The 24,552-nt window shown below is 39.1% G+C and carries 18 protein-coding genes; 10 read left to right on the top strand and 8 right to left on the bottom strand.

Annotated elements, in window-relative coordinates; translation table 11 throughout:
• The first annotated feature begins 26 nt into the window (after positions 1-26).
• On the top strand, positions 27-326 hold the full coding sequence (locus NSE_RS04100) for a hypothetical protein (protein ID WP_157858671.1): 300 nt from the start codon (positions 27-29) through the stop codon (positions 324-326).
• A 70-nt stretch (positions 327-396) separates the two neighbouring features.
• On the opposite strand, the gene NSE_RS02065 is transcribed toward NSE_RS04100, so the two are convergent.
• Entirely contained in the window at positions 397-1,014 is a 618-nt protein-coding gene (locus NSE_RS02065; protein WP_041917504.1) for a helix-turn-helix domain-containing protein, read from the bottom strand.
• Between the two features lie 227 nt (positions 1,015-1,241).
• On the opposite strand from NSE_RS02065, the gene ccmC reads away from it, so the two are divergent.
• The 3 genes from ccmC to NSE_RS02080 all read left to right on the top strand — a co-directional run bounded on the left by ccmC (position 1,242) and on the right by NSE_RS02080 (position 4,935).
• On the top strand, positions 1,242-1,943 hold the full coding sequence (gene ccmC, locus NSE_RS02070) for a heme ABC transporter permease CcmC (protein ID WP_011451899.1): 702 nt from the start codon (positions 1,242-1,244) through the stop codon (positions 1,941-1,943).
• Positions 1,924-2,802, top strand: a complete 879-nt coding sequence (locus NSE_RS02075; RefSeq protein WP_011451900.1) for an aspartate carbamoyltransferase catalytic subunit — start codon at positions 1,924-1,926, stop codon at positions 2,800-2,802. Before ccmC ends, NSE_RS02075 begins: the two co-directional genes overlap by 20 nt.
• A gap of 549 nt (positions 2,803-3,351) precedes the next feature.
• Complete coding sequence (locus tag NSE_RS02080; RefSeq protein WP_011451901.1) at positions 3,352-4,935, top strand: hypothetical protein; 1,584 nt, start codon at positions 3,352-3,354, stop codon at positions 4,933-4,935.
• Positions 4,936-5,270: 335 nt separating this feature from the next.
• Here the strand turns inward: NSE_RS02080 and NSE_RS02085 are convergent, their stop codons facing one another.
• From NSE_RS02085 to NSE_RS02095, 3 genes are read right to left on the bottom strand one after another with little or no spacing between them, the layout of a single operon-like run.
• Positions 5,271-6,641, bottom strand: a complete 1,371-nt coding sequence (locus NSE_RS02085) for a PleD family two-component system response regulator (RefSeq protein ID WP_011451902.1) — start codon at positions 6,639-6,641, stop codon at positions 5,271-5,273.
• 55 nt (positions 6,642-6,696) lie between these two features.
• A complete protein-coding gene (locus tag NSE_RS02090) occupies positions 6,697-6,972 on the bottom strand; it encodes a hypothetical protein (RefSeq protein ID WP_011451903.1) in 276 nt (91 codons plus the stop codon).
• Positions 6,973-6,976: 4 nt separating this feature from the next.
• The gene (locus NSE_RS02095) at positions 6,977-11,737 is read right to left on the bottom strand and encodes an NAD-glutamate dehydrogenase (protein ID WP_011451904.1); all 4,761 of its coding nucleotides are present in this window, start codon (positions 11,735-11,737) and stop codon (positions 6,977-6,979) included.
• Between the two features lie 228 nt (positions 11,738-11,965).
• Between NSE_RS02095 and NSE_RS02100 the strand changes: the two genes are divergently transcribed.
• A complete protein-coding gene (locus NSE_RS02100) occupies positions 11,966-12,241 on the top strand; it encodes a glutamyl-tRNA amidotransferase subunit C (protein ID WP_011451906.1) in 276 nt (91 codons plus the stop codon).
• Positions 12,242-12,319: 78 nt separating this feature from the next.
• Here the strand turns inward: NSE_RS02100 and NSE_RS02105 are convergent, their stop codons facing one another.
• Genes NSE_RS02105 through NSE_RS02120 form a run of 4 tightly spaced genes read right to left on the bottom strand, consistent with a single transcriptional unit; the run spans position 12,320 to position 15,981 of the window.
• Complete coding sequence (locus NSE_RS02105) at positions 12,320-13,246, bottom strand: hypothetical protein (protein ID WP_041917505.1); 927 nt, start codon at positions 13,244-13,246, stop codon at positions 12,320-12,322.
• The gene (locus tag NSE_RS02110; RefSeq protein WP_011451908.1) at positions 13,246-14,547 is read right to left on the bottom strand and encodes a glutamate--tRNA ligase; all 1,302 of its coding nucleotides are present in this window, start codon (positions 14,545-14,547) and stop codon (positions 13,246-13,248) included. Before NSE_RS02110 ends, NSE_RS02105 begins: the two co-directional genes overlap by 1 nt.
• Positions 14,544-15,020, bottom strand: coding sequence for a Na+/H+ antiporter subunit E (locus NSE_RS02115; RefSeq protein WP_011451909.1), 477 nt, complete (start codon positions 15,018-15,020; stop codon positions 14,544-14,546). Before NSE_RS02115 ends, NSE_RS02110 begins: the two co-directional genes overlap by 4 nt.
• Complete coding sequence (locus NSE_RS02120; protein ID WP_011451910.1) at positions 15,013-15,981, bottom strand: ribonucleotide-diphosphate reductase subunit beta; 969 nt, start codon at positions 15,979-15,981, stop codon at positions 15,013-15,015. The genes NSE_RS02115 and NSE_RS02120 overlap by 8 nt, the downstream gene beginning before the upstream one ends.
• Positions 15,982-16,217: 236 nt before the next feature.
• On the opposite strand from NSE_RS02120, the gene nusA reads away from it, so the two are divergent.
• The 5 genes from nusA (at position 16,218) to guaB (ending at position 24,434) form a co-directional block, all read left to right on the top strand.
• Positions 16,218-17,831, top strand: a complete 1,614-nt coding sequence (nusA, locus tag NSE_RS02125; RefSeq protein ID WP_011451911.1) for a transcription termination factor NusA — start codon at positions 16,218-16,220, stop codon at positions 17,829-17,831.
• A gap of 9 nt (positions 17,832-17,840) precedes the next feature.
• The gene (infB, locus tag NSE_RS02130) at positions 17,841-20,180 is read left to right on the top strand and encodes a translation initiation factor IF-2 (protein WP_011451912.1); all 2,340 of its coding nucleotides are present in this window, start codon (positions 17,841-17,843) and stop codon (positions 20,178-20,180) included.
• Between the two features lie 8 nt (positions 20,181-20,188).
• Positions 20,189-20,482 (top strand): ribosome-binding factor A, encoded by a 294-nt coding sequence (locus tag NSE_RS02135; protein ID WP_011451913.1) that lies wholly within the window; start codon positions 20,189-20,191, stop codon positions 20,480-20,482.
• Positions 20,483-20,615: 133 nt separating this feature from the next.
• Positions 20,616-22,793 (top strand): RecB family exonuclease, encoded by a 2,178-nt coding sequence (locus NSE_RS02140; protein ID WP_227028924.1) that lies wholly within the window; start codon positions 20,616-20,618, stop codon positions 22,791-22,793.
• A 195-nt stretch (positions 22,794-22,988) separates the two neighbouring features.
• A complete protein-coding gene (gene guaB / locus NSE_RS02145; RefSeq protein ID WP_011451915.1) occupies positions 22,989-24,434 on the top strand; it encodes an IMP dehydrogenase in 1,446 nt (481 codons plus the stop codon).
• Positions 24,435-24,552 lie beyond the last annotated feature (118 nt).

Consider the following 24,552-nt stretch of genomic DNA (forward strand, 5'->3'; position numbering starts at 1 on the left):
GGGAATGCGCAAACGAGTGTCTGCGTATGAAACAAACGTGTCAAAATTCTTGTAATAATAGTAAGAGTAATGCTGTACAGACAGCAAATGTCCTAATAAATATAGGAAGAGAAGAAAAAAAGGAAAAATCCAGCTCCTCGGATGAATTTTTCGAGCGCAGCCGCAGTGAAATAGAAATGTACAAAAAAATGGCAGAAGAAAAGGCAAGATATGAGAGGTGCCAGGATTCTTGCAGTTATGACCACAGATTATGTCATATAAACTGCGGCGGTGAGGTAAAAGTACAAACAAGATGTGTACAAAATTGCAACGAAGAAAAAAAATAACCTCAGCATACTACTCATAAATTTTGTTTCTTACAGAGCAGTCAGACTGTTCTATAAGAAACCTAAAGTGTTACAATCTCCTGAGTGTAAAGATTACTTTGCCTATTATGTCAATTTCATCAAAGTGTTTGATATAGGTTGAGTATTTCTCATTATCCGGGGTTATCTTAACGTCTTGGCTTCCAAAAATATGTTCAACGCTTCGTACTATACTGTTGAACTTATCGCGTATAAGAAAGACCCCGGACTTCATTCTATCGCCCTGAATAAATTTTTTTATTATCAGGATCTCATTCGGCATTATGCTTGGCAACATACTATCGTCATACATAGTGCAGGAGTATAGTTTACTTGTTTCGCTTATATGTTCCTCGCAAAAGGTCCTGTTAAAGAGAAAACTAACACCAAGCTGATTGTCTAGGCTATGCACGGGTAGATAATTCTCGTAATCTATTGAGTCTGGGGATACATTTATGAGATAGGAAATCGAAATACCTAATTCCCTTGAAATGGAATTAAGCTTTTTTGAAGTAGGATTTTTTGACTTACCATTCAATATGTCGTATACGAATGACTTTCCGACCCCTGCTCTCTCAGCGAGTTCTCTTGCATTGATGCCGATTTCTTCCATCCGCTTCCTTATTTTGTATGCCATTACATTTGTCATCTGGTCAGCGATTTTTGTCATGTCTGCTGCTCAATCAAAAAAATATACCGTGGATGTATCACAATTTAAAATTGTGCACAATCTTTTTTGTACAATTATTCACAATTATTTATTAAAATAGATGTAAATTATCAACTTCAAGCAGAAACATAGTAATTCTTATTTTGATCTTAATCAGCACCGATGTTTAGTTTCATTAGGCATCAAGCGGTTGTATTCACTATTTAATGTAACAATTTCTCTATACGATGAAAAAAAACTTCCTCGACACCAGTATATCAAAAAAGTGTATTTTTAGCTTGATGTTCGCTTTATGCGTTTTATATTCATTCGCTTTTTATTTTGTATTTTCGTCTCCTATTGACCAATTACACGGTAACTTGGTACGAATCATGTACATTCACGTTCCCGCTGCTTGGCTCGGTGTAGGCCTGTACTGCGTCATTGGGCTACTGAATTTACTCTATTTATCCTTTTCTCTACCAAGGCTTGGTGTAATTGCATATGCATTGGCACCAATCGGCATGGTTTTTTCCTTAATCTGTCTGATTACAGGAGGTCTCTGGGGAAAACCAATATGGGGAGCATTTTGGGTATGGGATGCTAGATTAACATCAATGTTAGTTCTCTTCTTTTTATATTTGGGTTACTACATACTCTGGGACTACAAGGAATTTAACATCAAATTGGCCGCTATACTTAACTTAGTTGGTTTGGCAAATATCCCGATCATCAAACTCTCAGTGTATTTTTGGGCAACATTACATCAGAAATCCAGTTTTATAAGAAGTGGTGGTATATCAATCCATCCATCCATGCTTACGCCTTTGTTGTTGATGTTTCTAGCATCCTTTGTGTTGACACTGCTATTATGGTATTTTAACGCTCGTGCAACTTTGAACTTAAAGAAAATAGAGAAGCTGCTTTTGTATGAGAAGTCTACTGAGTAATAAGGATATTACGGTTGATGAAATTTATGAGATCTTCGATCTGGCTGCTTTCTATCTAAAGAATGGAATTAAGAATGACCTGCTTGGAAAAGTGGTTTTCTCGGTTTTTTTTGAGAGCTCGACGCGCACCGAAACTTCTTTTTCGCTTGCTGCTAGCAAGCTCGGTTGCCTAGTTGAAAAAGTGAATGTGTCAACTGTCGCACTAAAAAAGGGTGAGCACTTGGTGGATTTTTTTACTTCCTTAAATGCTCTTTCACCGGATGCATTCATCATACGATACAGCCAAAGTGGTGTTCTTCACATTTTAGAAAAATATATTGATTGTTGCATTATTAATGCAGGTGATGGGACAAACGAACATCCAACACAGGGATTGATAGATGCATTTACCATACTCCTACTCAAGGAAAAGATAGAGGGTTTAAATATACTTGTCTGCGGAGATATCATAAGGAGTAGGGTTGCTCACTCTACCATACCTATACTTCAAAGACTTGGAGCAACTGTTGCAATTTCTGGGCCGTTAAGTTTTATGCCCACAATCCAAGTAGAAGAGATTGTTTACTATGATAACTTTCCTGCAGCGGCTAAATCTGCTGATGTGATAATAATGCTGCGTACCCAGACCGAACGTATGGGACAAAAAGTTTTAGCTGGTGCTACGGCTAATTTTCATCTTGATGAAAATATTCTGAAAGACTTAGGTACCGACGTGCTCATAATGCATCCAGGACCCATTCATAGAAATTGTGAGATTTCCAATGCTGTCCTTGATGACTCCAGGAGTACAGTACTTACACAAGTAAGGAATTCCCAATATGTGAGGGCAGCTGTATTGAACTTTCTCATGAAAAGTTAGCACCTACTGCTATCAAGAAAATAAATTTGGAATAGGGTAGACGCCCCTATGGGGTAGTATGACAAGTTCTTTGTAACAATTAAGTCTAGCTGATGTCATGGTGGTGATCCATATTCAGACTGCAAATATAGGACAGCAAGTTTTAATTGGTATTACAGAAACATTATGCTTCTAGAATGAATTCTGTGCCAGTTCTTCAAGTTTTATGCGATCGGTAGCACACTCATATGCTACCACAACTTATTGGGTTCTTCGTGAACATCAAGTTAGGTGCTTTTTACTATCCAACTTAGCGACTTTATCCCTGCAGTATCTTTTACGCTGTCTGACCTAGAGTTCAAAAAGTTCTGAATCTGTCAATAAGGGAAAGTTTCAGAATTCCTACAAGTTAATACTCTCATTTAACGAGTATTTTTCTTTTCAAGTAGAAATTTCTCCCAATTTTTGATTAAAAACTTTACTAAAAATAAATTATTTTATATTTACAAAAACCATCGTATTTATTGCTATAATTTACTAATAAATTAATAATAAATACTGCTTTTAGTCATGCAAGGACAAGAGAATCGACTCATAAGTTATCTTATACATGGGGGCTGTAAGTATCAGTTATCACAAAAAGGAAATGAATTAACCTTAGAAATCGAAAACTCATATGGTAAAAAAGCTAGTGTAAGTGTAAGTGGGGTTGATTGTTCAAATTTTACACCAAGACTTGATCCACTCTCCAAAAGTAATACAGCTCAAGTTGTACTGTCATTTAAAAGTATTGGTGGAAAGTATAAGAGCGTAGTTTATTCATATAATAGTGGGCAAGGTTCATTGACAGAGCAGGGTCCTGGGTATACGCACCCAGGACAGCTATTAAGTATCAATGGTTGTGGTCCAGTAAACCGTGAAAAAGTCTGTGCAGTATATAATGAATCTGGCAGCACAAAAGTTCAGGTCCTTTCTGTCAATAGCGACACAGGTGCCATTATAACTTCTGTCGCCCCAAAGATAATAAATGGCTTGGATAAGAACGTAGCAGCGATTTCTGCAACAGAGGGAGGAGGGCAGCGCATTGTAGTACTTGCAAAGGATGGCACTGGTTTAAAAACAGGTGGTTCTACAGGAAATAGTATTACTATGTCCCCATTCACACCCACTGGTGGATTAAGTGGAGAGAAAGTAGACAAAATTCTTCTCAATGCGTGTAAAGATAGCAGAGTTTGCGCAGTAGTAACTTCTCTAAAAGGAGAAGTATATTATTTGAAGTCCAACGGTGATAGCATTAGTACCACCTCAACCAAGATTGCGAGCTATACAGGTGATAGTACAAGCCTGAGTGTAGATCCAGAATATGGTGCTGGTAGTACTGTAAGCAAGTTTAATGTATTTGTAACAGGGAACGGAGGTAGCGTCACAAAGGCTAGCTTCGAGGTTATTGGAAATCAATGTGAGAAAAGTAATAGTGCTACCATCACAGAAAAGATCTATACATCCCAAGCATCAGTTACGACGACAGAGCCGACAGGCAGTCAAACTAGTGTAGGCACTAAACTAGTAACCACATCTCAGGCGACAGGGAACAATTCAGGTAACAGAGCCACCAGTACAAACAGAGCAGTAACATCGACATCTGCAACTACTGTAGAAACAGCTACCTCCCCCTCAGTGAGGAGAAAAAACACCACTCCTCATACTAAGCCTAATTCAACCACCAAAGGACACCATAGCACCAAAAAAAGAGCAACGCGAGCTGCAAAGACAGTCTCTCCAGCTGTAACACATAGCACAAATCCTACTTTTTATCCCACAACAAATGTTGGACTACTATCGAGTACTGCCAACCCTCCAAGAGAAAGCACATCGAGTGCAGTTGCGCCTTCCAGTGCAAGCACCGCAGGTCTTGCGTTTGGTATTATTGCTGGAGGTGTGGTGTGCTTTCTACTTCTTGGCTTTCTATATCTTGTATGTCTTGTATGTCGGAGAAGAGCCAGAGAGAGACGTCGGTTAGAGATAGATCGTTTAGCACTCGCAATGGAGGCGTTCAATCCTTCTGAGGGCGATTATTCCGATTCCGAAGTAAACGATATATTAGAAGATACAAACGTAGACCGGCACAACCCTGAGAAGAATAATCAAAGGTAACTTGCTCTAAAATATAAGGAAAAATTTCTACTGACTTCGATTTTCGATTTACTATAAAAGAAAGTAGAACTGTAAAATCTTGTTTTACCTTTTACTTATGCACAATGGAAAAATGATTATGTGTTAACATTGATGAAATACAACTCTGATGTCCGAAACTACGCCATAGATAGATCACTAGAACACGCATAAGTATTCGGTATTGTGCCACATGGATTGATCGTACAACTAAAGACCTATTTTTATGTACGCAAACACTCGGAGACTAAAGCACCACTTTAATGTCAAGAAAATCTAGCTATTCAGAGGCATTGATGGGATATAAAACAGATTCACTAGTGACAATGATCAGACATTACCACCCGATTTCTACCCTTCTCCTTTGCGATGTAGAGGTTTGCATCAGCTCTACCTATTAAGGTTTTCGTAGTATCCTGAGGTTGATATTCGGACACTCCTATACTAACAGTCAACGGAACTTTCACTTCATCATTGATAGTGCTGAATTCTGTTTTCTCAACAGTTTTTCTAATTCGTTCAGCGGTATCAAAAGCATCCTCAAGCCCGACATCGACAAGAACAACAACTATTTCCTCTCCTCCAAATTTAGCCACCAAGTCATTAAGCCTGAGACAACCTTTCAAACATGCAGCAAGTTGTTTTAAAACAAGGTCACCAGAAAGATGTCCACAAACATCATTGATTTTTTTAAAGTAATCAATATCTATCATCATTAGGGAAAAGGTCTTATTTTGTGACTTCGTTAAGGTCGCTAAAAGCTCATCCATGTACTTTTCAAAATAGTATCTGTTGTACAACGATGTGAGCGGGTCTATGACGGCCATCTTAAGACTGTCTTCCACATTTTTTTCGATTATATCTTGGTATTTTTTCCGCTTGACCTGCGTAGTTACTCTAGCAATGAACTCGCTTTTATTAATCGGAACGCATATATAATCATTTATTCCAAGTTCCGTTATCTCAGTGATTAAACTTTCATCGTCTTCATCATCAACTATAGCCATAATCGGTATGGACCTTGTCTTGAGGTGGCTTTTGATCGCAGAACAAAGTCTAAGCAGATCCTTAGAGAGACTGATATTTACTATCAGGACGTCAAAAGACGCATATTCTGCTTCTTTTTCAGTAAGATAAAGTACGTGCGGAAATGTTGACTTAAGTATTTCCTCTAGCTCTTTGGATTCAGAATACTGTTGATTAACTATTGCAATCACTCCAGATGAGATATCTTCCACATAATTTATAATTTTACTTTCCGTACCGCTGGTAATTTGAGACTTAGTGCTTATTCTGAGACGTACCTCATCCAGAACAGTTTTGAACCGTAATAGAGACTTTATTCTTATGAAGAGAGTAAAGTCTTTTGCTGGTTTAACAAGAAAATCATCAGCTCCACTATTTAGACCTTCCACTTTGTTTTCAATATCATTGAGCGCGGTAACAATAATCACTGGAATATGCATAGTGGCATAGTCACTTTTCAAGCGTCTACACGTTTCAAATCCATCCATTTCCGGCATCATTACATCCAGCAAGATTACATCTGGCTGGTGCTGCTTAGCAAGCTCTATCGCAGCAATCCCCGAAGAAGCAGTAATCACTTGATAGTACTTTGCTGTCAACTTAATCTCTAATATCTTAATATTGCTCGGAATATCATCCACAACTAGAATTAATGCTGTCATTGTTTTCCAGGCTCATATTTAGGTAACAAAACGATATACACCACTGCACTATTATTCACTGGCCATTTTCTTCAGTTTTCTTTGCATCTTTCTCTTCTACTTGTACATCTGAGGAAAATTCATAAGCCTCGTATATCTGCTTATCATCTCCAGTAATGAATTTAGACTTAATAGGTCGATGGAGGTAATCCAACCACTCCTTTTTTAGCAGTTCAAAGCGCTCATGTAGACTTCTGAGGGTTCCAAAAATTTCTCTTATAGATGCCTTATCTAGGAAAAAGACTGCTATTCCGAAAATAACAAGGAGCTCAAAAAAACCCACTCCAAACATAATGCTAATACTCCTTCAACAGCATTGAGCGTAAACGCTTTACAAGCACCATGAACTTATTCATGTCAAGTTCTCCAGAAGACGCAACATCGTTATAAAACGACTGATAGCGTTCAAGTTTTGCAAAATACTTACTACTCCACTTTTCAATTGCTCCAGTATAATCAATATCCTCGGTGACATACCTTGCAATTTCACGAGTAAACGCAAACTGTTCTTTACAGAGTTCATCTAGTAGACAATACACGGACATTCTTTGCCAGTAAGAGCCATTCTCGAATTTTTCACATGCCATTTCCCTTAAAGAGGAAAGAGACAAAGCCGCACCTACATTAAAATAAATCCGTCCAACAGTCAAACAATCTACGTTGTGGCCATCATTTTCAAGAATGATCTTACAGGTCTGTGCAATTCCCAAAGCAGCTGAAACAAATTCCAAGCTTGCTAATTTAGCGCTCAGTTTAGCTGGCAGGCCAATAGCTTCAAATGAAGAAAGTGAATCTTGATATTTTTTAAGGGAAGCGGTGTCAAGGATTTCTACTAATTTCATAGTTATTCCTCTAATTTCCTCAGAGAAATCTTCTACAACTGAAACGACGCTTATTGGATTAGGATAATTTCTGAGCAACCAGTGCACCGAACGGTTTAAAAACTGCACGAAAATCGAATCAATGCTATAAAAAGAATGGATATCCACTTTCCCTATGAGATTCTCCAGCTCATCAAAAATAGGGGAGAGCTCATATATTTCCATAACCGCAACGAGCACGCAGATTACCTCTTTAGACGAGAAACCAGTGTTTTGTACTGCATTTTGCACAAACGTACATCCAAATCTGTTGACAATGTCATTAGCAAGCTTAGTTGCAACGATCTCACGTCTAAGTGGATGATTTAAGATCTCATCCATGAATCTTTCCCGTATCAGAGTTGGAAAATAATTTATAAGGTAGCGGTTCAAAATTTCCTCATCCGGTAGATTAGAAGTTATGATTTTTTCATAAATGTACATCTTGCTGTAAGCTGCCAAAACAGCCAGTTGAGGTCGCTCAAAACTTCTACCTTCTGCGAAAAGGCGCTTTATTTCCTCATCAGAGGGTAAAAACTCTACCTTCCTGTCTAAAAGACCCACTTTAACTAGCTTGTTCAGTAAACTTTGGTACTGCTCAAGTTGTCTACCGGCTCTCATTGTCTCCATAGACATCATAAGGGACTGAACCATGTTTATATTCAAAAGTATCAATTTGACTACTTCTGGTTCTATTGCTGCCAGTAGAGTATCCCGTTCTCCGAGTGTAATCTTTCCTGATCTTACAGCGCTGGACAGAGCAATTTTGATATTAACCTCCATATCGGAACACGATACACCAGCACAGTTATCTATAAAGTCGGTATTTATGACACCGCCCTTCGCGGCATATTCTATTCTACCGAGCTGAGTGCAACCTAGGTTTCCACCTTCAATAAAGATCGACGCTCTAATATTTTTCCCATTGACCCTTAAATTGTCGTTGGACTTATCTCCAACTACATCATTACTTTCCTGAGAAGATTTAACATATGTTCCTATTCCACCATTCCAAATAACATCCACATCTGCTTGAAGAATATATCTGATCAACTCATCAGGAGTAAGGATATCCTCGCATATCTTGAAGAGCTCTTTCATTTCGCTACTGATCCGTATGGATTTTTCACTACGTAAAAAAACACCCCCACCATTGGAAATAAGAGAAGGATTATAATCTCTCCAAGTTGATCCGGGCATATTGAAAAGCCGTTTTCTTTCCTCAAATGACTCTTTTAGATTAACTGGATTTGGATCTACAAAAATGTGCACATGGTTAAATGCAGCAATGAGCTTTAGTTCATCTGAGAGTAGCATCCCGTTTCCAAATACGTCACCAGACATATCGCCTATACCAACAACTGTGAATCCCTTTTTCTTCAACTCACCAAACTTCTCCCAAAAAGCCATCTCAAGAGAGATCCATGCGCCAAGAGCAGTAATTCCCAATTTTTTGTGATCATATCCATGTGAACCACCCGACGCAAACGCATCACCGAGCCAAAAACTATACTCTGAGGAAACTTCGTTTGCGTAATTTGAAAAATTGGCTGTCCCCTTATCTGCAGCAACCACAAGATAGCAGTCATCCCCATCGTAAGCGACAATATCTTTTACTTTTTGACACTTTCCATCAACGATATTGTCTGTAAGATCAAGTAGACCCCTCAAAAAATCCTGATAACAGCGAATTGCCGTCTCAGCCATAAGCTTCCTATCTTCTATGCTTTCCTTGATAATGAAGCCGCCCTTTGAACCAACCGGTATAATAGCAGTGTTTTTTGCCATCTGGGCCTTCATAAGCCCGAGAATCTCAACACGAAAATCTTGAATTCTATCAGACCATCTGATGCCACCACGTGCAACCTTCCCACCTCTCAGGTGTATTGCTTCAAATTGACTATGGTAAACAAAAACCTCTACAAAAGGTTTAGGAAGAGGCATGTCAGCAACTTCCTTAGAGGAGACCTTAATTGAAATATACTCCTTGTTCATGTAATAATTTGTCCGCAATATCGCGAAACAGAGCCCTGCAAGGCCTCTAATGATATTGTCATAAATAAGGTTGCTCACAGACGATAAAAGCTCCTCAAGCTTTGCCTTCAGTATCTCAGTTTTTTCACTTCTTACAGTGTCGTCTACTTCCTGTGAAAAACGCACATGAAACATCTGGACAATCAATACTGCAGCTTCCGGAACATGTGACAGCGCGGCCTGTATATACGCAGGATTATACTTAAAAGATACCTGCTTCAAGTATCCAGCAAAGGCGCGTAATAAAACAACTTCACGCCAAGATAAACCCGCCAAAACTATCAAAGCATTGTAAGCATCATTTTCTAGCTGCTTATTAAGAATCCTCAGGAGCGAATCCTCAAACTTGTTTTTTATTTGAGAAAGAGGAAAAAGCATCTCTTCTCCACTTTTAAGGAGAAAATGGTGTATCATCACCGTAGGTGCGCATTTGATCTTGTAGCAATTGTGCTCTACCACTTCCATTGCCATATTTTCTATAACTAATATCAGCTGGTAGAGTTCTAATTTCCCTTCAAGAAAATATATTTTTAAGTAACGCTGTTTTCCTTCTTCGTAGAGTTTGACTTCTATAAGCCTCTTTTGAACAACATTGCGTATTTTTCCAATATCCCCGTAAGCTGAGATAATATCAAAAGATTCCTTATAACTTTCTGGAAATTTCCCAACGTACTCCTTATATTTTAGTTTCTCTTCTTTTTTAGCTGTGGAATCTGTTATCAATTGACCGAGCTCATCTTCCCAGTCTTTTGCCATGAAGATAAGGTTCCCTTCTATTTCCTCATCCGTACATAAGGAAGTAAAAGAGTCAACATTAAACACAAATTGCAGCCTAACAAGACCAGACTCTCCGATAACAACATATTCATCCGCAAGAGTACCATTCAGCGTCTGTACAAGGAAATCTCTGATCTTATAGCGCAGTTTCATACTAAACTGTGCATTTGGAACAAAAACCACACAATAAACAAACATCCCGACTTTGTCCCTTCTAAGAAAAACCTTCAGACTTGGCTTAACAGCTAAAGAGATCATACCTTTGCAGACTTTGTAGAGCTCCTCACTTGAGGTCTGAAACAGCTCGCCTTTTGACATGCCCTGCATTAGTGCTAGGAGGGACTTATGATTATGTCCACCCTTTACAAAACCTGACATTCTTTCAATGTTCTCTATTTTCCTACGCAAGATAGGTATCAGCCTTACATCTCTGTAGTGCGCTAGAGACGTAAACAAACCAAGAAATCTCTTTTCTCCGATTACTTCTCCAGTTTCTGAGAGACACTTTATTCTCACACAATCGGCATTGACACGCCTATGGACACGAGAAACATACCTGGATCTACCAATATGGAGAACGCCTTTATACTCTCTAAACTTATCATCACCACCAAGCTCTTTTTCAAATTTTGAAATACCAAGAGAAAGGGTAGGCTCTTTTTCAAGCTTTTTACCCACCAGAGTATACTCGTCGTAGCCTAAGAAGATGAAATTATCGTCATTCAACCATTTAAGGAACACAGTAACTTCATCACTAAGTGAACAGCTTGGATTTTTCTGCTTAGCAGGATCAGAAGAATCAATTCTTTGAATCTCATTTTCCAAAACAGTAAGCATTTTTTTCCAGTCAGCAACCACAATTGCAACAAGCCTACTTACATCTTTGAGCCTTTTCTGTAGCTCGGAGATCTTTTCAGGCACTGCAGAACTGATAAGAAAGTAAATGAAAGACTCATTCTTACAGCTGCTAGGACTTTCGTTCTTGTATATTTTTGTCAATTTTCCGTCTTGGTTTCTTTCGACTGATAAAACAACGTTCAATCGTCTATATATGGTAAAACCATTCGCCTTAATTTCTTCGGTAAAAGAGTCGACTAAAAACGGACTATCAGGATTTAAGATTAATATTGCTACCCGCTCCTTATGCAAAATACCACATACTTTCGGCAAAGTAATGATCCCTATTTTCCTTTGATCCTCTGAACGCTCCTTTAAAAAATCATAAGCTTCATTTGCAATCTCAGAAAATAGTTCTACTTCCCTGTATTTTTCCGTCGGTAGCGTCGCATAAAACTGTTCCACAAATGATACAAAACTTTCGGACGCCCCATCCTCAAAACACGAGGCTATAGCTGCGACAAATTGTGGATATGTGTTTTTTTGCATGTTACTCTGATGGCTGCAAACCGGACTACGTCATTGTAACACAACTTTTGTTTATTTTTGGTTGTAAAAACAAAGCCCATGTTTTTTTCTTTATGGTAAAATAAAAAGATCACCCGTAACACGGAATATACTGCACTACAAATGAAGGTCATCCATCATGGAGATTGCCTTTTCTTGCAAAGCAATGTTAGAATTCACGAAGTTCTTTCTGAGGCAAATCTCTAATTTATGCGGGATCACATTCTTCTTAGGAGCGCAGCTCTTGCTGGAATTGTTCTTTCAGAAGACGATTTAAGGGAATTCTCACCACAAATAGAAAGTCTCCTTGATTGGGAAAAGGGGATTTCAAAAATGGCAAAGCAGAGAAAGTATGATCCTAAAACAAGAACAACAAAAGAGAAGCTTTTTACATTCAGCTTTGAAGAAGGGTCTCACTGCGATGAAATACAGTCGCATGTCAAGACTGAGTATGGGTATTTCGTTGTCCCGAAAGTAATTGGTTAATCTCTTTTAGTTTCGTGGTTTATACAAAGTCGGGTTCGCTTTTTCTTACTCGTCCTCGGCTCTCTACCGTCTAGCTGACTATCTGAATATGAGGATGGTCTCTTTCATGTACGGTATGACCTCCACACTGACTGCGTGCTCATCTAGGTCCATCCTTATTGTTTTTGGAGTGACTACGTGCTTAAGCTCGATCCTTCGTCTATTAATCGCTTTATCCAGCCCCTTTTCTTTTAGATACGCCCTGGAACACGCTATCTTATGCATATTATGATCAAGGATTACGATCTTGTCCGACGTATTCTTCAATATAATATCTATCCTCTTATTATAAAGCTCGGCGATAGCGCTATTTTTTCTAAGACTTGCATTATCCTGTCCAAATAATGCAACTACGTCACCATCAATTCTAGCATCAACGAGCAGAGATTTAGTATCTCTTTCAACTTCAAAAACACAACTTTTACCCGGTAAACTAATGAACTCCTTCCAGTTCGAATATTCTTCGTTGTAAACTTCATGAGCCGCGTTCTTTCCGTACAATAAAAACGGCGAATCATCAAGGATCTGCTGTGTAAATCCCAACTTCTTCCTGAGATATGTGTTTTCTTTTTCTAACTTACTAACGCCTTGCGAACTCACAGAAAGATCTAGGAATAATATTGCACTCTTACTACTTTCTACTTTACAGAGAACAGCAATCATGGAGATCTCCCCAGTTTTACTTTTCAAAAAAAATTTTCCATGTTCCAAATGCTCTCCAAGTGCCTTTTGAAGAGCATCACCGTTTGTAAAATTTTGTAGAAATTCTGCCAGCGAATAATATTGCTGTTTATCTAGCTCAAGCTTGAAAATCTCTGTATCAGATGCAGAGTCGCGGATATAAAAATTGTCACAACTTTTAACTAAACAATCAATAAAAAAGTCTTTGCTTTTCGCATGACGCCTGATCTTGCTGCTTTGAAAGAGTACAATCAACAAAATGTACAGTGTTATTAATTCAAACATTAACTAAGTGAATCATTCAATCTGATTAATATTCTCTCTCTACTTATGAACGGAAGAATGGCTGCCATTTCTGGACCACCTACTTTCCCAGTTAACGCAAGTCTCAGATTGATATGAACCTCTCTCTTATCATATCTATAGTTTTCCACAATTAGCTCAACCCACCGCCTATATGTCTCTCTAGAGACTTCTTCCTGAGGAAGTACTGATATAGCGTCTCTAACAAGTTGTGCATTGCATCCAATACCAGGGTAAAGCTTAGCCTCAGTAGTACATATTTCCCACCAGTAATTTACTTCAGGAATACTTTTTACATTGTTTTTAACAGCATCCCAGAAAGTCTTCGACACACCACCCAAACGTCTTGCAAGATCCTCATAGTTAGAAAGACGTAAAAAATCAGCGTTAAGGCTATAAATTTCATCTTCCAAAACAGTCACTGACGAAGATGAAGAATAATTTTCTAGATTAAAATTGCTATAATCCTTATAATTCTTGAAAGTACTTCGAGACTTACTGCCCAAATTTAACAAGTACAGACATATCACTTCGGGTTCTATGTAGTTTTCCCTAAAAGTTTGTATTTCGTTACCGCCAGCTCTTTTAGACATCTTTCCAGTTTGCAGTTTAAGTAGTGGCATATGAGCAAACTTTGGAATTTCAGTGCACCCCAGTGCTTCAAACATCTGTATCTGCACAGCAGTATTAGAGATATGGTCCTCACCACGGATAATAGTACTAATTCTGCACTCAATATCATCAACAACTGAAGGTAACATATACGTATAAGTGCCGTTTTCTCTTATGACAATCGGATCACTCGTGCTATGCAAATCTATTACTATTTTTCCTCGAAGTTTATCTTCCCATATAACCACTCGATCAGGGTCTAGTTCAAAACGATAGTATGGGAGTCGAGTTGAATGTTGAGGTCTATTTTTTCTTCTGTATACAGGTGGAAGAGCACGAGCCAAAAGCGATCTACGCTCTATTTCGAGCTCTTCAGGCGTCTCATAACAAGGATAAATCCTGCCACTTTCTTTGAGCTTAACTACTGCATTTGCATAAAGCTCACATCGCTCAGACTGTTTTATACAAAGATCTTCCTTTATCCCAAGCCATGATAGGTCTGTAAAAATCTTGTTCACGTACTCACTTTTGATTCTTGTGACATCCGTATCATCGATTCTTAAAATAAATTCACCTCCAGAAGATCGAGCTGCAAAGTATGCAATTAGCGCTGTTCTTGCATTTCCTAAGTGAATAAGCCCAGTCGGACTTGGTGCAAAACGAGTAATCATCTGAGAAGAGAATTGGAAATATGGTGCTTCACCTCAAATATCCCAGGACTAAAGTCTTCACTGAAAGAATGAAAGCAAATACGCTGATTATCCATCATAACCGTCACCGTACCAGGAGTAAGAGTAACAGAAAGCCCAAGAATAACGTTGATGACATCATTCTTGAATAACTCCCCCTCAACAATGAGTTGTCTATTACAATTAAGATTTGGTATACGCCTAGAGTATACAAGTTTCAAAAGTGAGAAGGATGACAAAAGAATCTGTATTACGAGCCACAGCACGTATTTTAAGAAGCGAAAAGAAAAAACAACAGAGAAATCAAGTGAAGATCGCAAAAAAAACAAGTACGAAAAGTAAGAAAGCGCTGTAGCACCCAATCCAAGAACAAAAAGGAACATCGACTTTTGCCCTGAAATAATCAGCCAAAACGCAATCAGAGAAAATATCGGTAATATGTAACCTTTACGCATCACTAAAATTGAATGCCTCGTCCCAGGTACCTTTTGTTGCAGCCTTAGAATATTCGGTAGCTTTATTTTCAAAGAAGTTAGTGTGCTCGACTGTATTCAGTACCGCCTCTAACCAGAGCAAAGGATTCACTTTCTGCTCATATATCTCTGAAAAACCCAACTGCTTCAGCCGTAGATTTGCAATGTATCTGATGTATTCCTTTACTTCAGATGCCTTTAAACCTTCCACATCTCCCATCTCGAAAGCAAGATCTATAAACGCATCCTCATGATGAACCATAGCATTACATATCTCTCTGATCTCTGCTTCTAATTTAAACTTGTCGATATTGTTCTCAAGCAGAAAAGTACGGAAAAGCTTAGTAATCGAGTTAGAATGCAGCGTTTCATCACGAACAGAATAGGCAATAATTTGCCCCATACCCTTCATCTTATTGAAGCGCGGAAAGTTTAATAGAATCGCAAACGATGCAAATAATTGAAGTCCCTCAGTAAATGCCCCATACACAGCAAGTGTCTTTGCTATTTCAGTTGGATTGTCCATCTTGAAAGCCTTCAGATACTCGCATTTTTCCTTCATTTGTTTGTACTTTGTGAAGGCAAGGTACTCCGTTTCCGGCATACCAACCGTGTCTAGTAAGTGTGCATAAGCAGCTATATGTATAGTTTCCATATTTGCAAAAGCAGTAAGCATCATACAGACTTCCGGCGGCTTGAAAACACCAGCATAGTGCCTCATGTAACAATCGTGAACTTCAACATCTGCTTGGGTAAAAAAGCGAAAAATCTGAGTCAGTAAATTTTTCTCTGTACCACATATCTTATGATGCCAATCCTGCACATCATCAGCCATAGGAATCTCTTCTGGCAACCAATGGATCTTCTGTTGTATTTCCCAAGCTTGGTAGGCCCAATCATACTGAAACGGTTTATACGAGAGACGGGGCTCTAACAGGGACATATCGCACCTCGAATAAGGGAAGAAAGGAGGAGTGCCATTGTCTCAAATTGATTCACAAAATTCAAGGGATTATGTACGCAATAAATTGCTCATTCAATCGACACCATACAACCGCTATAACAGTTCATATTGCCTTTTAAAGTGTTTAAGCATACTATTTCCTACTCAGGGCGTAAGAGCTTCTCCCCTGGTATCAGTCTTTTGTTTGAGCACAGTAGGCAAGTTTTAGTTCAGTTATGTCTTTTTCCAATAATGGACTCAGTAATCTCCAAATTGTGGAATCCATAAATTCTGTCGCAGAAAAAGAGGGACTTAGTCCTGATACTCTGTTTCGCGCGATAGGAATCGAGTTAGCACATGAAATAGGAAAAAGGCAGTATGGAGACCATAGAATTTTTGTTGAGATAGACAAAAAAAGTGGTGAGATACTTGTATCAAAGCGACTTCTTGTAGTCGAAGATTCTGATAAAGCTCGTATGCTTGAGCAGATGGAAGTTACTACCGAAGAGTCCGACGATTTGCCTTCCTCATTTCGTGCGGAGGAAAAGGTTCATTATGATGGTGTAATCGACTTGTCAACTGCAAGGCTCAAGTACCCGAGTATTGAGCACAAAGCGGGCGATATAATCACAGAACATTTACCTTCATTTTCTTCTGGATACATAATTGCCAGAGTCATGAAAGCGAAGCTTGAGCGCCTCATTACCTCATTAGTGAGGGAAAAACAGTATCACTGTTACAAAGGCAGAGTTGGTGAAATTGTTACAGGCATCGTGAAAAAATCCATTGATTTTAAGACGGGTAGCCGAAGCATTATCGTCGATATCGCAGGAGTGGAGGGCCTTTTACCTTATTCATCACTAGTAAAAGGGGAGAGCTTTAGGCCTGGGGAAAGAGTCAAGTGTGTTATACAAAAAGTTGAGTATTCAGTTGTCAAACCTCAAATCTTGCTCTCTAGGTCTAGTGGCAGTTTTGTCGCTCAGCTCTTTTCTCAGCAGGTGCCAGAAATATATGATCGTGTAGTAGAAATAAGGAAAGTCGCCAGAGATGCTGGCTCCAGAAGCAAGGTCGCTGTTTTTTCATCGGATAGAAACATAGATCCAGTTGGAGCATGTATTGGCATGGGTGGAAGTAGAATAAACGCCGTAGTAAACGAGTTGCACGGTGAAAAGATAGATATAGTCGAATATTCGAACGATACTGCCACCTTCCTAGCCAATGCCCTTAAACCAATCAGACCAGTTAAGATTACTGTAAACGAAGAGACAAAAAAAATAGAACTAGTTGTCCCTGATGAAAGTGTCAGCCTTGTTATAGGACGCGGTGGGCAGAATGTATACTTGTTATCCTCTCTCCTTGGATATCGTGTAGAGGTTCTCAGTGATGCCGAATTTTCCAAAAAGAAAATGGAAGAATTCATTTCGGGGACCGCACGCTTTGTAGAAGCCCTGAATGTCGAGGAAGTAATAGCTCAGCTATTGGTTACTGAAGGATTCTCAACGGTTGAAGAAATCGCTGACTGTAATACGTCAAGGCTGGCCTTCATTGAGGGGTTTGATAAAGATATCGCTGAAGAGATAAGGAGTAGGGCGGTTGAATATGTGAATGAGCAACCTAAGAGAGTACGGGCTCTGGCAGAAAAGTATAAAGCAAATCCGAATATGCTTGCCCTTTCAAGCTTTGACACGGGATTACTTGAGGTACTTTTCTCATCTGGACTGACGGATCTTGAAAAGGTTGCCGAGTTGTCTTGTGATGAATTAAGAGAGGTCATTGGAGATAATGGATTTGGTGTGCCGTTGCTAGAACAGCTTATCATCAGATCAAGGAAGACTCTGGGTTGGTTATAGTGCAGGCATATGGATACTAAAAAAAGGCTCAGCTTGAATCTGAAGAACGGGAAAGAAGAATTGTCGCGCAGGGCCCTGAGAGAGTTTATCGGCAAGTCTTCCACTGGTGGCAGTACTCAGACTGCAGAGAGTGGTGGGGATCGTGCCAGTCATCTAACCAGACAAGAGGAACGAAACAGGTTGGATGCACTTCATAGATATCGGAAAGCGAATATGTCGGTAGCTGCCCAGGAAAATTCTGTGCAAGAAGAAGCGGTAGAAGAGTCTACGCAAGCTGCCCTTATTTTGCCAGCTTGGGCAAAGATATCTTCAACTCGCACTGGTAATTCATGTTTAACAAAAGCAGATGTGCAACCAAACATACAGGAAGATCCCCTATCACTTGTACAACTAGATAATCCAGAAAGGGATAGCTCTTCTTTGAAAAAGGGTAAAAAAGGACATAAGGCTTCACAGAACAAAGATGGATGGAAGAATCAAGAGATAAGAAAGCGGAAAGATGCATTGGACCTTCAGGTAAAGCTGCAGAACATTGATGGAAAAGAATACTTTGAGAAGGCTCCCTTGAGATCGCCAAGTCTGAGAAGAAAGTCGTCTAGGGGTTCCGATATTTTACAGAGAAAAAATGTGAACCCAAAACGCGGACAGCTCATCATGATAGATAAGCGCTCGGTAACACTGCGAGAGCTTTCTGTATTACTCTCTGAACCCATGGTGCGGATGAAGATGATCCTAAAAAAAATGGGAGAGATTTGCGGAGAAGATGATTATCTCAAGCAGGAGACTGTTGAACTATTGGCACTGGAACTTGGCCACGAAATAAAGTACAAGCCCTCTACAGCTGAGATCTTTGCCGCCACAAGAAGGAACACAGATGAATCTGATCTAAGGCCAAGAGTTCCTGTAGTCACTGTCATGGGACATATAGACCACGGGAAGACAACTTTGTTAGATGCGCTAAGGAATACAAGTCTCACAGCAACTGAAAGTGGAGGCATAACACAACACATAGGGGCTTATCAGGTTCAGGTGGGTGATAGAAGTATTACTTTTATAGATACACCAGGGCACGCAGCCTTCACCTCAATGAGAATGAGAGGTGCAAAAGTTACAGATATAGTCGTTCTTGTCGTTGCAGCAGATGATGGTGTGAACAAGCAGACTATCGAAGCAATTAAGCATGCAAAAGCAGCAGAGGTGCCAATCATTGTTGCAATAAATAAGATCGACAAAGAATCTGCTAACCCTGCAAGAGTTTTCACTGAGCTTGCGCAGCACGGGGTGATAGTCGAGGAAATGCATGGTGATGTTATGAGTGTTAACATCTCTGCAAAAAATCATATCAATCTGGATAAATTGAAAGAAGTGATCTTAATTCAAGCTGATTTTCTTGATTTGAAATATAATCCTAAACAGCCTGCAGAAGGTGTGATTATCGAATCTAGAGTTGATAGAAAGTGCGGCGCTTTCTCTACTTTAATAGTAAAAGAAGGCGAACTGAAGACTGGACAGGTAGCTGTTCTTGGATCCTTCTACGGAAAGATAAGAAGTATGATGACTTCGTCAGGGGAGATTGTCGGAAGTGCAGTCGCAGGAACTCCTGTTGAAGTGATGGGTTTAAGTGAGGCTCCGGAACCAGGTACATCATTTTTCGTTGTCAATAGCGAAAAAGAAGCAAAAATGCTTGTCAGCAGCCACGAGTATATAAAGGAGGATTCCTATAAAAGACCCTTGCGTGATTCATTCGAAAGCGATAAGCATAAGCTGAATTTCATAATCAAAGCCGACGTAAACGGTTCAGTGGAGGCACTTGTACAGTCAATAAGTGGGCTTTCTCATCCAGAAGTTGATATTGCTATCGTACACACTGGTATTGGTGATATAAGTGATTCTGATGTGTTGCTTGCACAAGTTTCTGGGGCCTACATTGTAGGTTTCAGGGTTAAGACGGAAAAAACTGTAAAAGATTACCCAAAGATTATTTTTCAATCGATCATATATGACGTAATAAAGAAAGTTCAAGAAATGGTCGAACTTCTCGTCTCACCAAAGACACGAGAGGTTATTTTAGGTTCCGCAGTAGTCAAAGAGGTCTTTACACTTTCAGATAAATCTAATGTCGCAGGATGCCAAGTAAAGTCTGGAGTGATCAAAAAATCTGCTTCTATAAGGCTTTTGAGAAATGGAGAGAACATAAAGGATCTTTCAATAAAATCATTAAAGCGCTTCAGGGAAGAAGTAAAAGAGGTGAAATCTGGTTACGAATGCGGGATCCTGCTTAATGGATATAACGAGATCAAGGTTGGTGACATCTTGGAGTCGTTTGGGCTGCTTTCAAATGAGGAATAGAAGCTTATATGAATCCGATAAAGAAGTTACGGGTTGAATCTTTGCTTAGAAGAAAAATAACTGAGATTATTAATAAAACCTTTGGCCCGGTGGCTGCAGTATCGAATGTGGAAATAACAGACAATTCTAGATTTGCGACGGTATCACTCCAATTATTCAATGGTGCCCCAGAACCACATGAAGTAGAAAACAGTATAAAAGCAAAAATAGGAAAATATCTTGAGATGCGCAACACACCAAGGCTGCATTTTATCAGCGTAAGAACATGCCTCGATGCTTTACAACCTGCATCTCAAGAATGACATCTATGACACGATAGTCAGTTATCTTTTCTCAAGGGACAATACTCCGAGTGATTTTTCGCGCTGCCTAGTATTGACACCGAATCACTTATTCTCCTATTCACTAAAGAAATCTTTCAGTAAACCATGCATTTTGCCTAAAATTGTTAGTATTGATGCTATCCTTCAAGACTTTGCTATCAAAAATGGATATTTCAACTACCTAAATTTTAGCAAGAAGGCTGTTCTAATGCTGTACAATCTAATGAAGGATGAGAAACACTGCTCAATAAAGGAGGCTATGCGCATTTTCACTAACCTTCAGCAAGGTAAGATGGAACATGACAATTTCATTCACAGCGAAATCTATAAAAAGTTCACTTATCATCGCGAATACAATGAGTTTAAAAAGCTCGCATTAGGTCTGATCTTTCGGGATTATGAAGAGGTGATAGTCGCAGGGATATATATTACTGATGAAACTTCCAGATATATTTACGAAAAAGCGTTAGCAAATAATTGTCCAATTTTTGTTTATGGTCTAGAGCTAACCTATGACGCTGCACCAGAACACTTCCTATATCAAACCTTGAATTTTCAAAAAGAAAAGAATCTTGAAATTGCATCTTTAAGAAAAGGCAGAACAATATCACAGCTGAACACTGAGCTGGATCCAAATTTTTTCCCTGAAAAAAAAGAAAACAAGAAAAAATTTCAACTCAGATATGACTTACGCTTTTGCGAAGAGAGTAACGAACAGCATATGGTAGAGTCTACTGTAACATATTTAACAGATTTCTATCCAGATGTAGCCCTTGTGACAACTAACTATTGCTTAGTTAAAAAGATTGGAGCAAGGCTAAGCAACAAGGAAAATATCAACCTCATATTCAAGGAAAAATACACAGCCCATCCAGATGGAATTTTTCTCTTAAAACTTCTAGATACGGCAATACTTGGTGAAACTGATATCAGCTTTATTGCACTTTTAAAGCATCCGTATATCTACGAACAAAACGCCGAAATCATTGATTGCATAGAAGATTCCATTATAAGGACGACGACAAGTAAACAGGTAACACAAGAAGCACAACTTTTCCTGGAAAAAATAAAGAGGTGGAGCAAAGGCTTTCACCACGCAAAAAACTTTGCCGAGTATCACATCAAGTGGTCAGATGCAATTACAAATCGTATCACTTGTGGAGGAAAAAGAGTTCTCGAATTTATCAAGAAATACTCACCAAGATTCACTGATATATATGAATATAGACAAGTGTTGTCATTTTTTCTAGGAAGACAGTATTTTTATCCATTCACAGATAACAAACGGTTCATTAATGTTTTCTCACCAAAAGAAGCATCATTCCTGACATATAGAAACGCAATTCTCCTCGATTGCACTGAAGAGGACTTCCAAATAAGGGATCCGTTAGTGATGTTAAACTTATTTCATATCCTTAGCACAAAAAGAAGTATTGTTATTTTTAACAAAGAGAAACCACTCTCTAGGTTACTCTTACAAATTCAGCACTCATGTGTAGGAAACTACGAGATAAAAAAAGAACCAACTCAACCAATAGAAACAGTAGCGGTTGTAAAAGAGAAACTTTTCGTACCCATCGAAATGCTTCCTAAAAAGCTTTCTCCAACCATGATAGAGTTACTCATCAATGATCCTTACAGATTTTATGTACGCTACATATTGGCAATCAAAGAGACAAATTCCGTGGTAGTGAAGCCAGGCCACAAGGAGTTTGGGTATATAATGCACAAGGTTTTTCAAAGTGCAAGTAAAACTCGCTTTTCTAAAGAAGAATATACAAGAATTTTAGAAAACGAACTCAAGACATATGCAACGCGGTACCAATATGTAAAAAATTTGTGGCTGCCACGAGGATTAAAGATCCTAGAACAATTCGCTACTTTTCACAATCGAAGATTAGAAGAGATCGATATACTAGAAAATGAAAAAGAACTAAGCATTTTTATCGCAGATGGATTAGAACTTTTTTGTAGATTTGATAGGATAGAATCCTTGAAAGAGGATACGGTAAACATCATAGAATTCAAAACCGGTACTATACCAACTTTTAAGGAGATAAGTAGTTTTGTGAAGCCACAACTTCCTCTTCAGGGACTAATATTACAAAAAAACAGGAACGTGAGATTCAATTCGATGATGTATTGCAAGCCTTCAACTGAGAAAGTGACTGTGAAAAAACTTCAATCGCCAGAGGAGACAATAGCGGAGATACACAAAAAGTTAACGACGCTAGCACAGATATATCTTTCCGGAGAGTTTGATTTCCTCGCTAATATAACGAAAAACTAAATTAGCTAGATATAATCAATGAAACCACTAAGCTAAATTTAATAGAAAGAGAAACCCAATTTAAGAAAAACGCTTCTGAAATAAAATTGCTTTAAGGCTCTCGCACGACTGTCAAGTATTTGGACTGTAGGATGATGCCGGAAAAGTAAGGTAGCCTTACTTTTATTTTCTTGATAAAAATGCTAGGAATTAGTGATGGAACAGGGATACACATTCGATGACGTACTGCTCGTCCCTAAATACTCAGAAGTTCTCCCGCGAGATGTAAGTACGGAGACATACCTCACACAAGAGATAAAGCTTGGTGTCCCTATTGTCTCATCCGCTATGGATATGGTAACGGAGGCTCGTCTTGCGATATGCCTAGCCAAGCATGGAGGAATTGGGATAATTCACCGAAATATGACTCCGGAGGCTCAGGCTCTGGAAATTCGCAAGGTAAAGAAGTATGAGAGCTGGATTGTTTCTGATCCCGTAACAGTTTCCCCAGATGATAGATTGGAGAAAGTCTCAGCACTTAAAAAGCAACATGGCTATTCTGGTTTGCCTGTTGTAGATGAAAAGAACAGACTCATAGGAATACTGACAAACAGAGACGTGCGTTTTGTCGAAGATAGTTCCAGAAAGGTCTCGGAGCTTATGACAACAAAAAACCTGATCACAGTAAAAGAAGGAATAAGCTATGATGAGGCTAGGCTGTTGTTTCATAAACACAAAATAGAAAGACTGATCGTAGTTGATGAGGAATTTAGGTGTGTTGGCTTAATAACAGTCAAAGATATCGCTAATACCAATGCTCACCCAAATGCCTGCAAAGATTCTAAGAGTAGGCTGAGAGTGGGTGCAGCAGTTGGTGTGACAGGTAGCTTCTTGGAAAGAGTTGATTTATTGGTAAGAGAAAATGTAGACGTCGTTGTGATAGATACAGCTCATGCACATACAAAAATCGTTGGTGACGCAATAAAGCAAATAAGAGGCCACTTTGGAAATATACAGCTTATTGCTGGGAACATTGCAACCGCTGCAGCTGCAGAATACTTGATCAAAATGGGTGTGGATGGAGTCAAGGTTGGCATCGGTCCTGGGTCGATATGTACAACACGTGTAGTTACAGGAATCGGCGTCCCTCAGTTCACCGCTATTCTAAATGTTGCAAGTGTATGTAAAAAAACAGGTGTTAAGGTCATTGCAGATGGTGGTATACGCTATTCAGGTGATATCGCTAAGGCGCTTGCAGCTGGAGCGGATTGTGTGATGATTGGCTCCCTATTTGCTGGAACTGATGAATCTCCAGGGGAAGTAGTATTGTATAGGGGACGTTCATATAAGAGCTATAGAGGAATGGGCTCTGTGGGTGCCATGAGCACTGGCTCCTCAGATAGGTACTTCCAGAATTCTTCAATGAAGCTTGTACCTGAAGGAGTCGAGGGGTTAGTGCCGCTCAAGGGTGCACTCAGTGAGACAGTATATCAGCTTGTCGGCGGTGTAAGATCTTCTATGGGTTATGCTGGCTGCAAGGACGTCAACGAAATGAAAAACAACTGCAGTTTCATTCACATAACTACGGCTTCAAATAACGAGGGACATCCGCATGATATCGTTATAACTCAGGAATCTCCCAACTATTCCAAAACTCACTAAATCAAATCTTTTGCCGTCTCTTTTAGCTCTCTTTAGTTTAACTTTTATATTATTTTAGATTTTTCATATCTATGTAATATATCTTTTATAAAATTGTCTTAATAAATATGCTGCCAAT

The organism is Neorickettsia sennetsu str. Miyayama, from assembly GCF_000013165.1.
Lineage (GTDB): Bacteria > Pseudomonadota > Alphaproteobacteria > Rickettsiales > Anaplasmataceae > Neorickettsia > Neorickettsia sennetsu.

Bases quoted from the DNA above. Each gene is read 5' to 3' on its own strand.
- NSE_RS02110 (WP_011451908.1), bottom strand. From the start codon at position 14,547: ATGATTACTCGTTTTGCACCAAGTCCGACTGGGCTTATTCACTTAGGA.
- NSE_RS02105 (WP_041917505.1), bottom strand. From the start codon at position 13,246: ATGTTTGAATTAATAACACTGTACATTTTGTTGATTGTACTCTTTCAA.
- NSE_RS02135 (WP_011451913.1), top strand. From the start codon at position 20,189: ATGAATCCGATAAAGAAGTTACGGGTTGAATCTTTGCTTAGAAGAAAA.
- NSE_RS02090 (WP_011451903.1), bottom strand. From the start codon at position 6,972: ATGTTTGGAGTGGGTTTTTTTGAGCTCCTTGTTATTTTCGGAATAGCA.
- infB (WP_011451912.1), top strand. From the start codon at position 17,841: ATGGATACTAAAAAAAGGCTCAGCTTGAATCTGAAGAACGGGAAAGAA.
- NSE_RS02095 (WP_011451904.1), bottom strand. From the start codon at position 11,737: ATGCAAAAAAACACATATCCACAATTTGTCGCAGCTATAGCCTCGTGT.
- NSE_RS02115 (WP_011451909.1), bottom strand. From the start codon at position 15,020: ATGCGTAAAGGTTACATATTACCGATATTTTCTCTGATTGCGTTTTGG.
- NSE_RS04100 (WP_157858671.1), top strand. From the start codon at position 27: ATGAAACAAACGTGTCAAAATTCTTGTAATAATAGTAAGAGTAATGCT.
- nusA (WP_011451911.1), top strand. From the start codon at position 16,218: ATGTCTTTTTCCAATAATGGACTCAGTAATCTCCAAATTGTGGAATCC.
- NSE_RS02120 (WP_011451910.1), bottom strand. From the start codon at position 15,981: ATGTCCCTGTTAGAGCCCCGTCTCTCGTATAAACCGTTTCAGTATGAT.
- guaB (WP_011451915.1), top strand. From the start codon at position 22,989: ATGGAACAGGGATACACATTCGATGACGTACTGCTCGTCCCTAAATAC.
- NSE_RS02075 (WP_011451900.1), top strand. From the start codon at position 1,924: ATGAGAAGTCTACTGAGTAATAAGGATATTACGGTTGATGAAATTTAT.
- NSE_RS02080 (WP_011451901.1), top strand. From the start codon at position 3,352: ATGCAAGGACAAGAGAATCGACTCATAAGTTATCTTATACATGGGGGC.
- NSE_RS02085 (WP_011451902.1), bottom strand. From the start codon at position 6,641: ATGACAGCATTAATTCTAGTTGTGGATGATATTCCGAGCAATATTAAG.
- NSE_RS02100 (WP_011451906.1), top strand. From the start codon at position 11,966: ATGCGGGATCACATTCTTCTTAGGAGCGCAGCTCTTGCTGGAATTGTT.
- NSE_RS02065 (WP_041917504.1), bottom strand. From the start codon at position 1,014: ATGACAAAAATCGCTGACCAGATGACAAATGTAATGGCATACAAAATA.
- ccmC (WP_011451899.1), top strand. From the start codon at position 1,242: ATGAAAAAAAACTTCCTCGACACCAGTATATCAAAAAAGTGTATTTTT.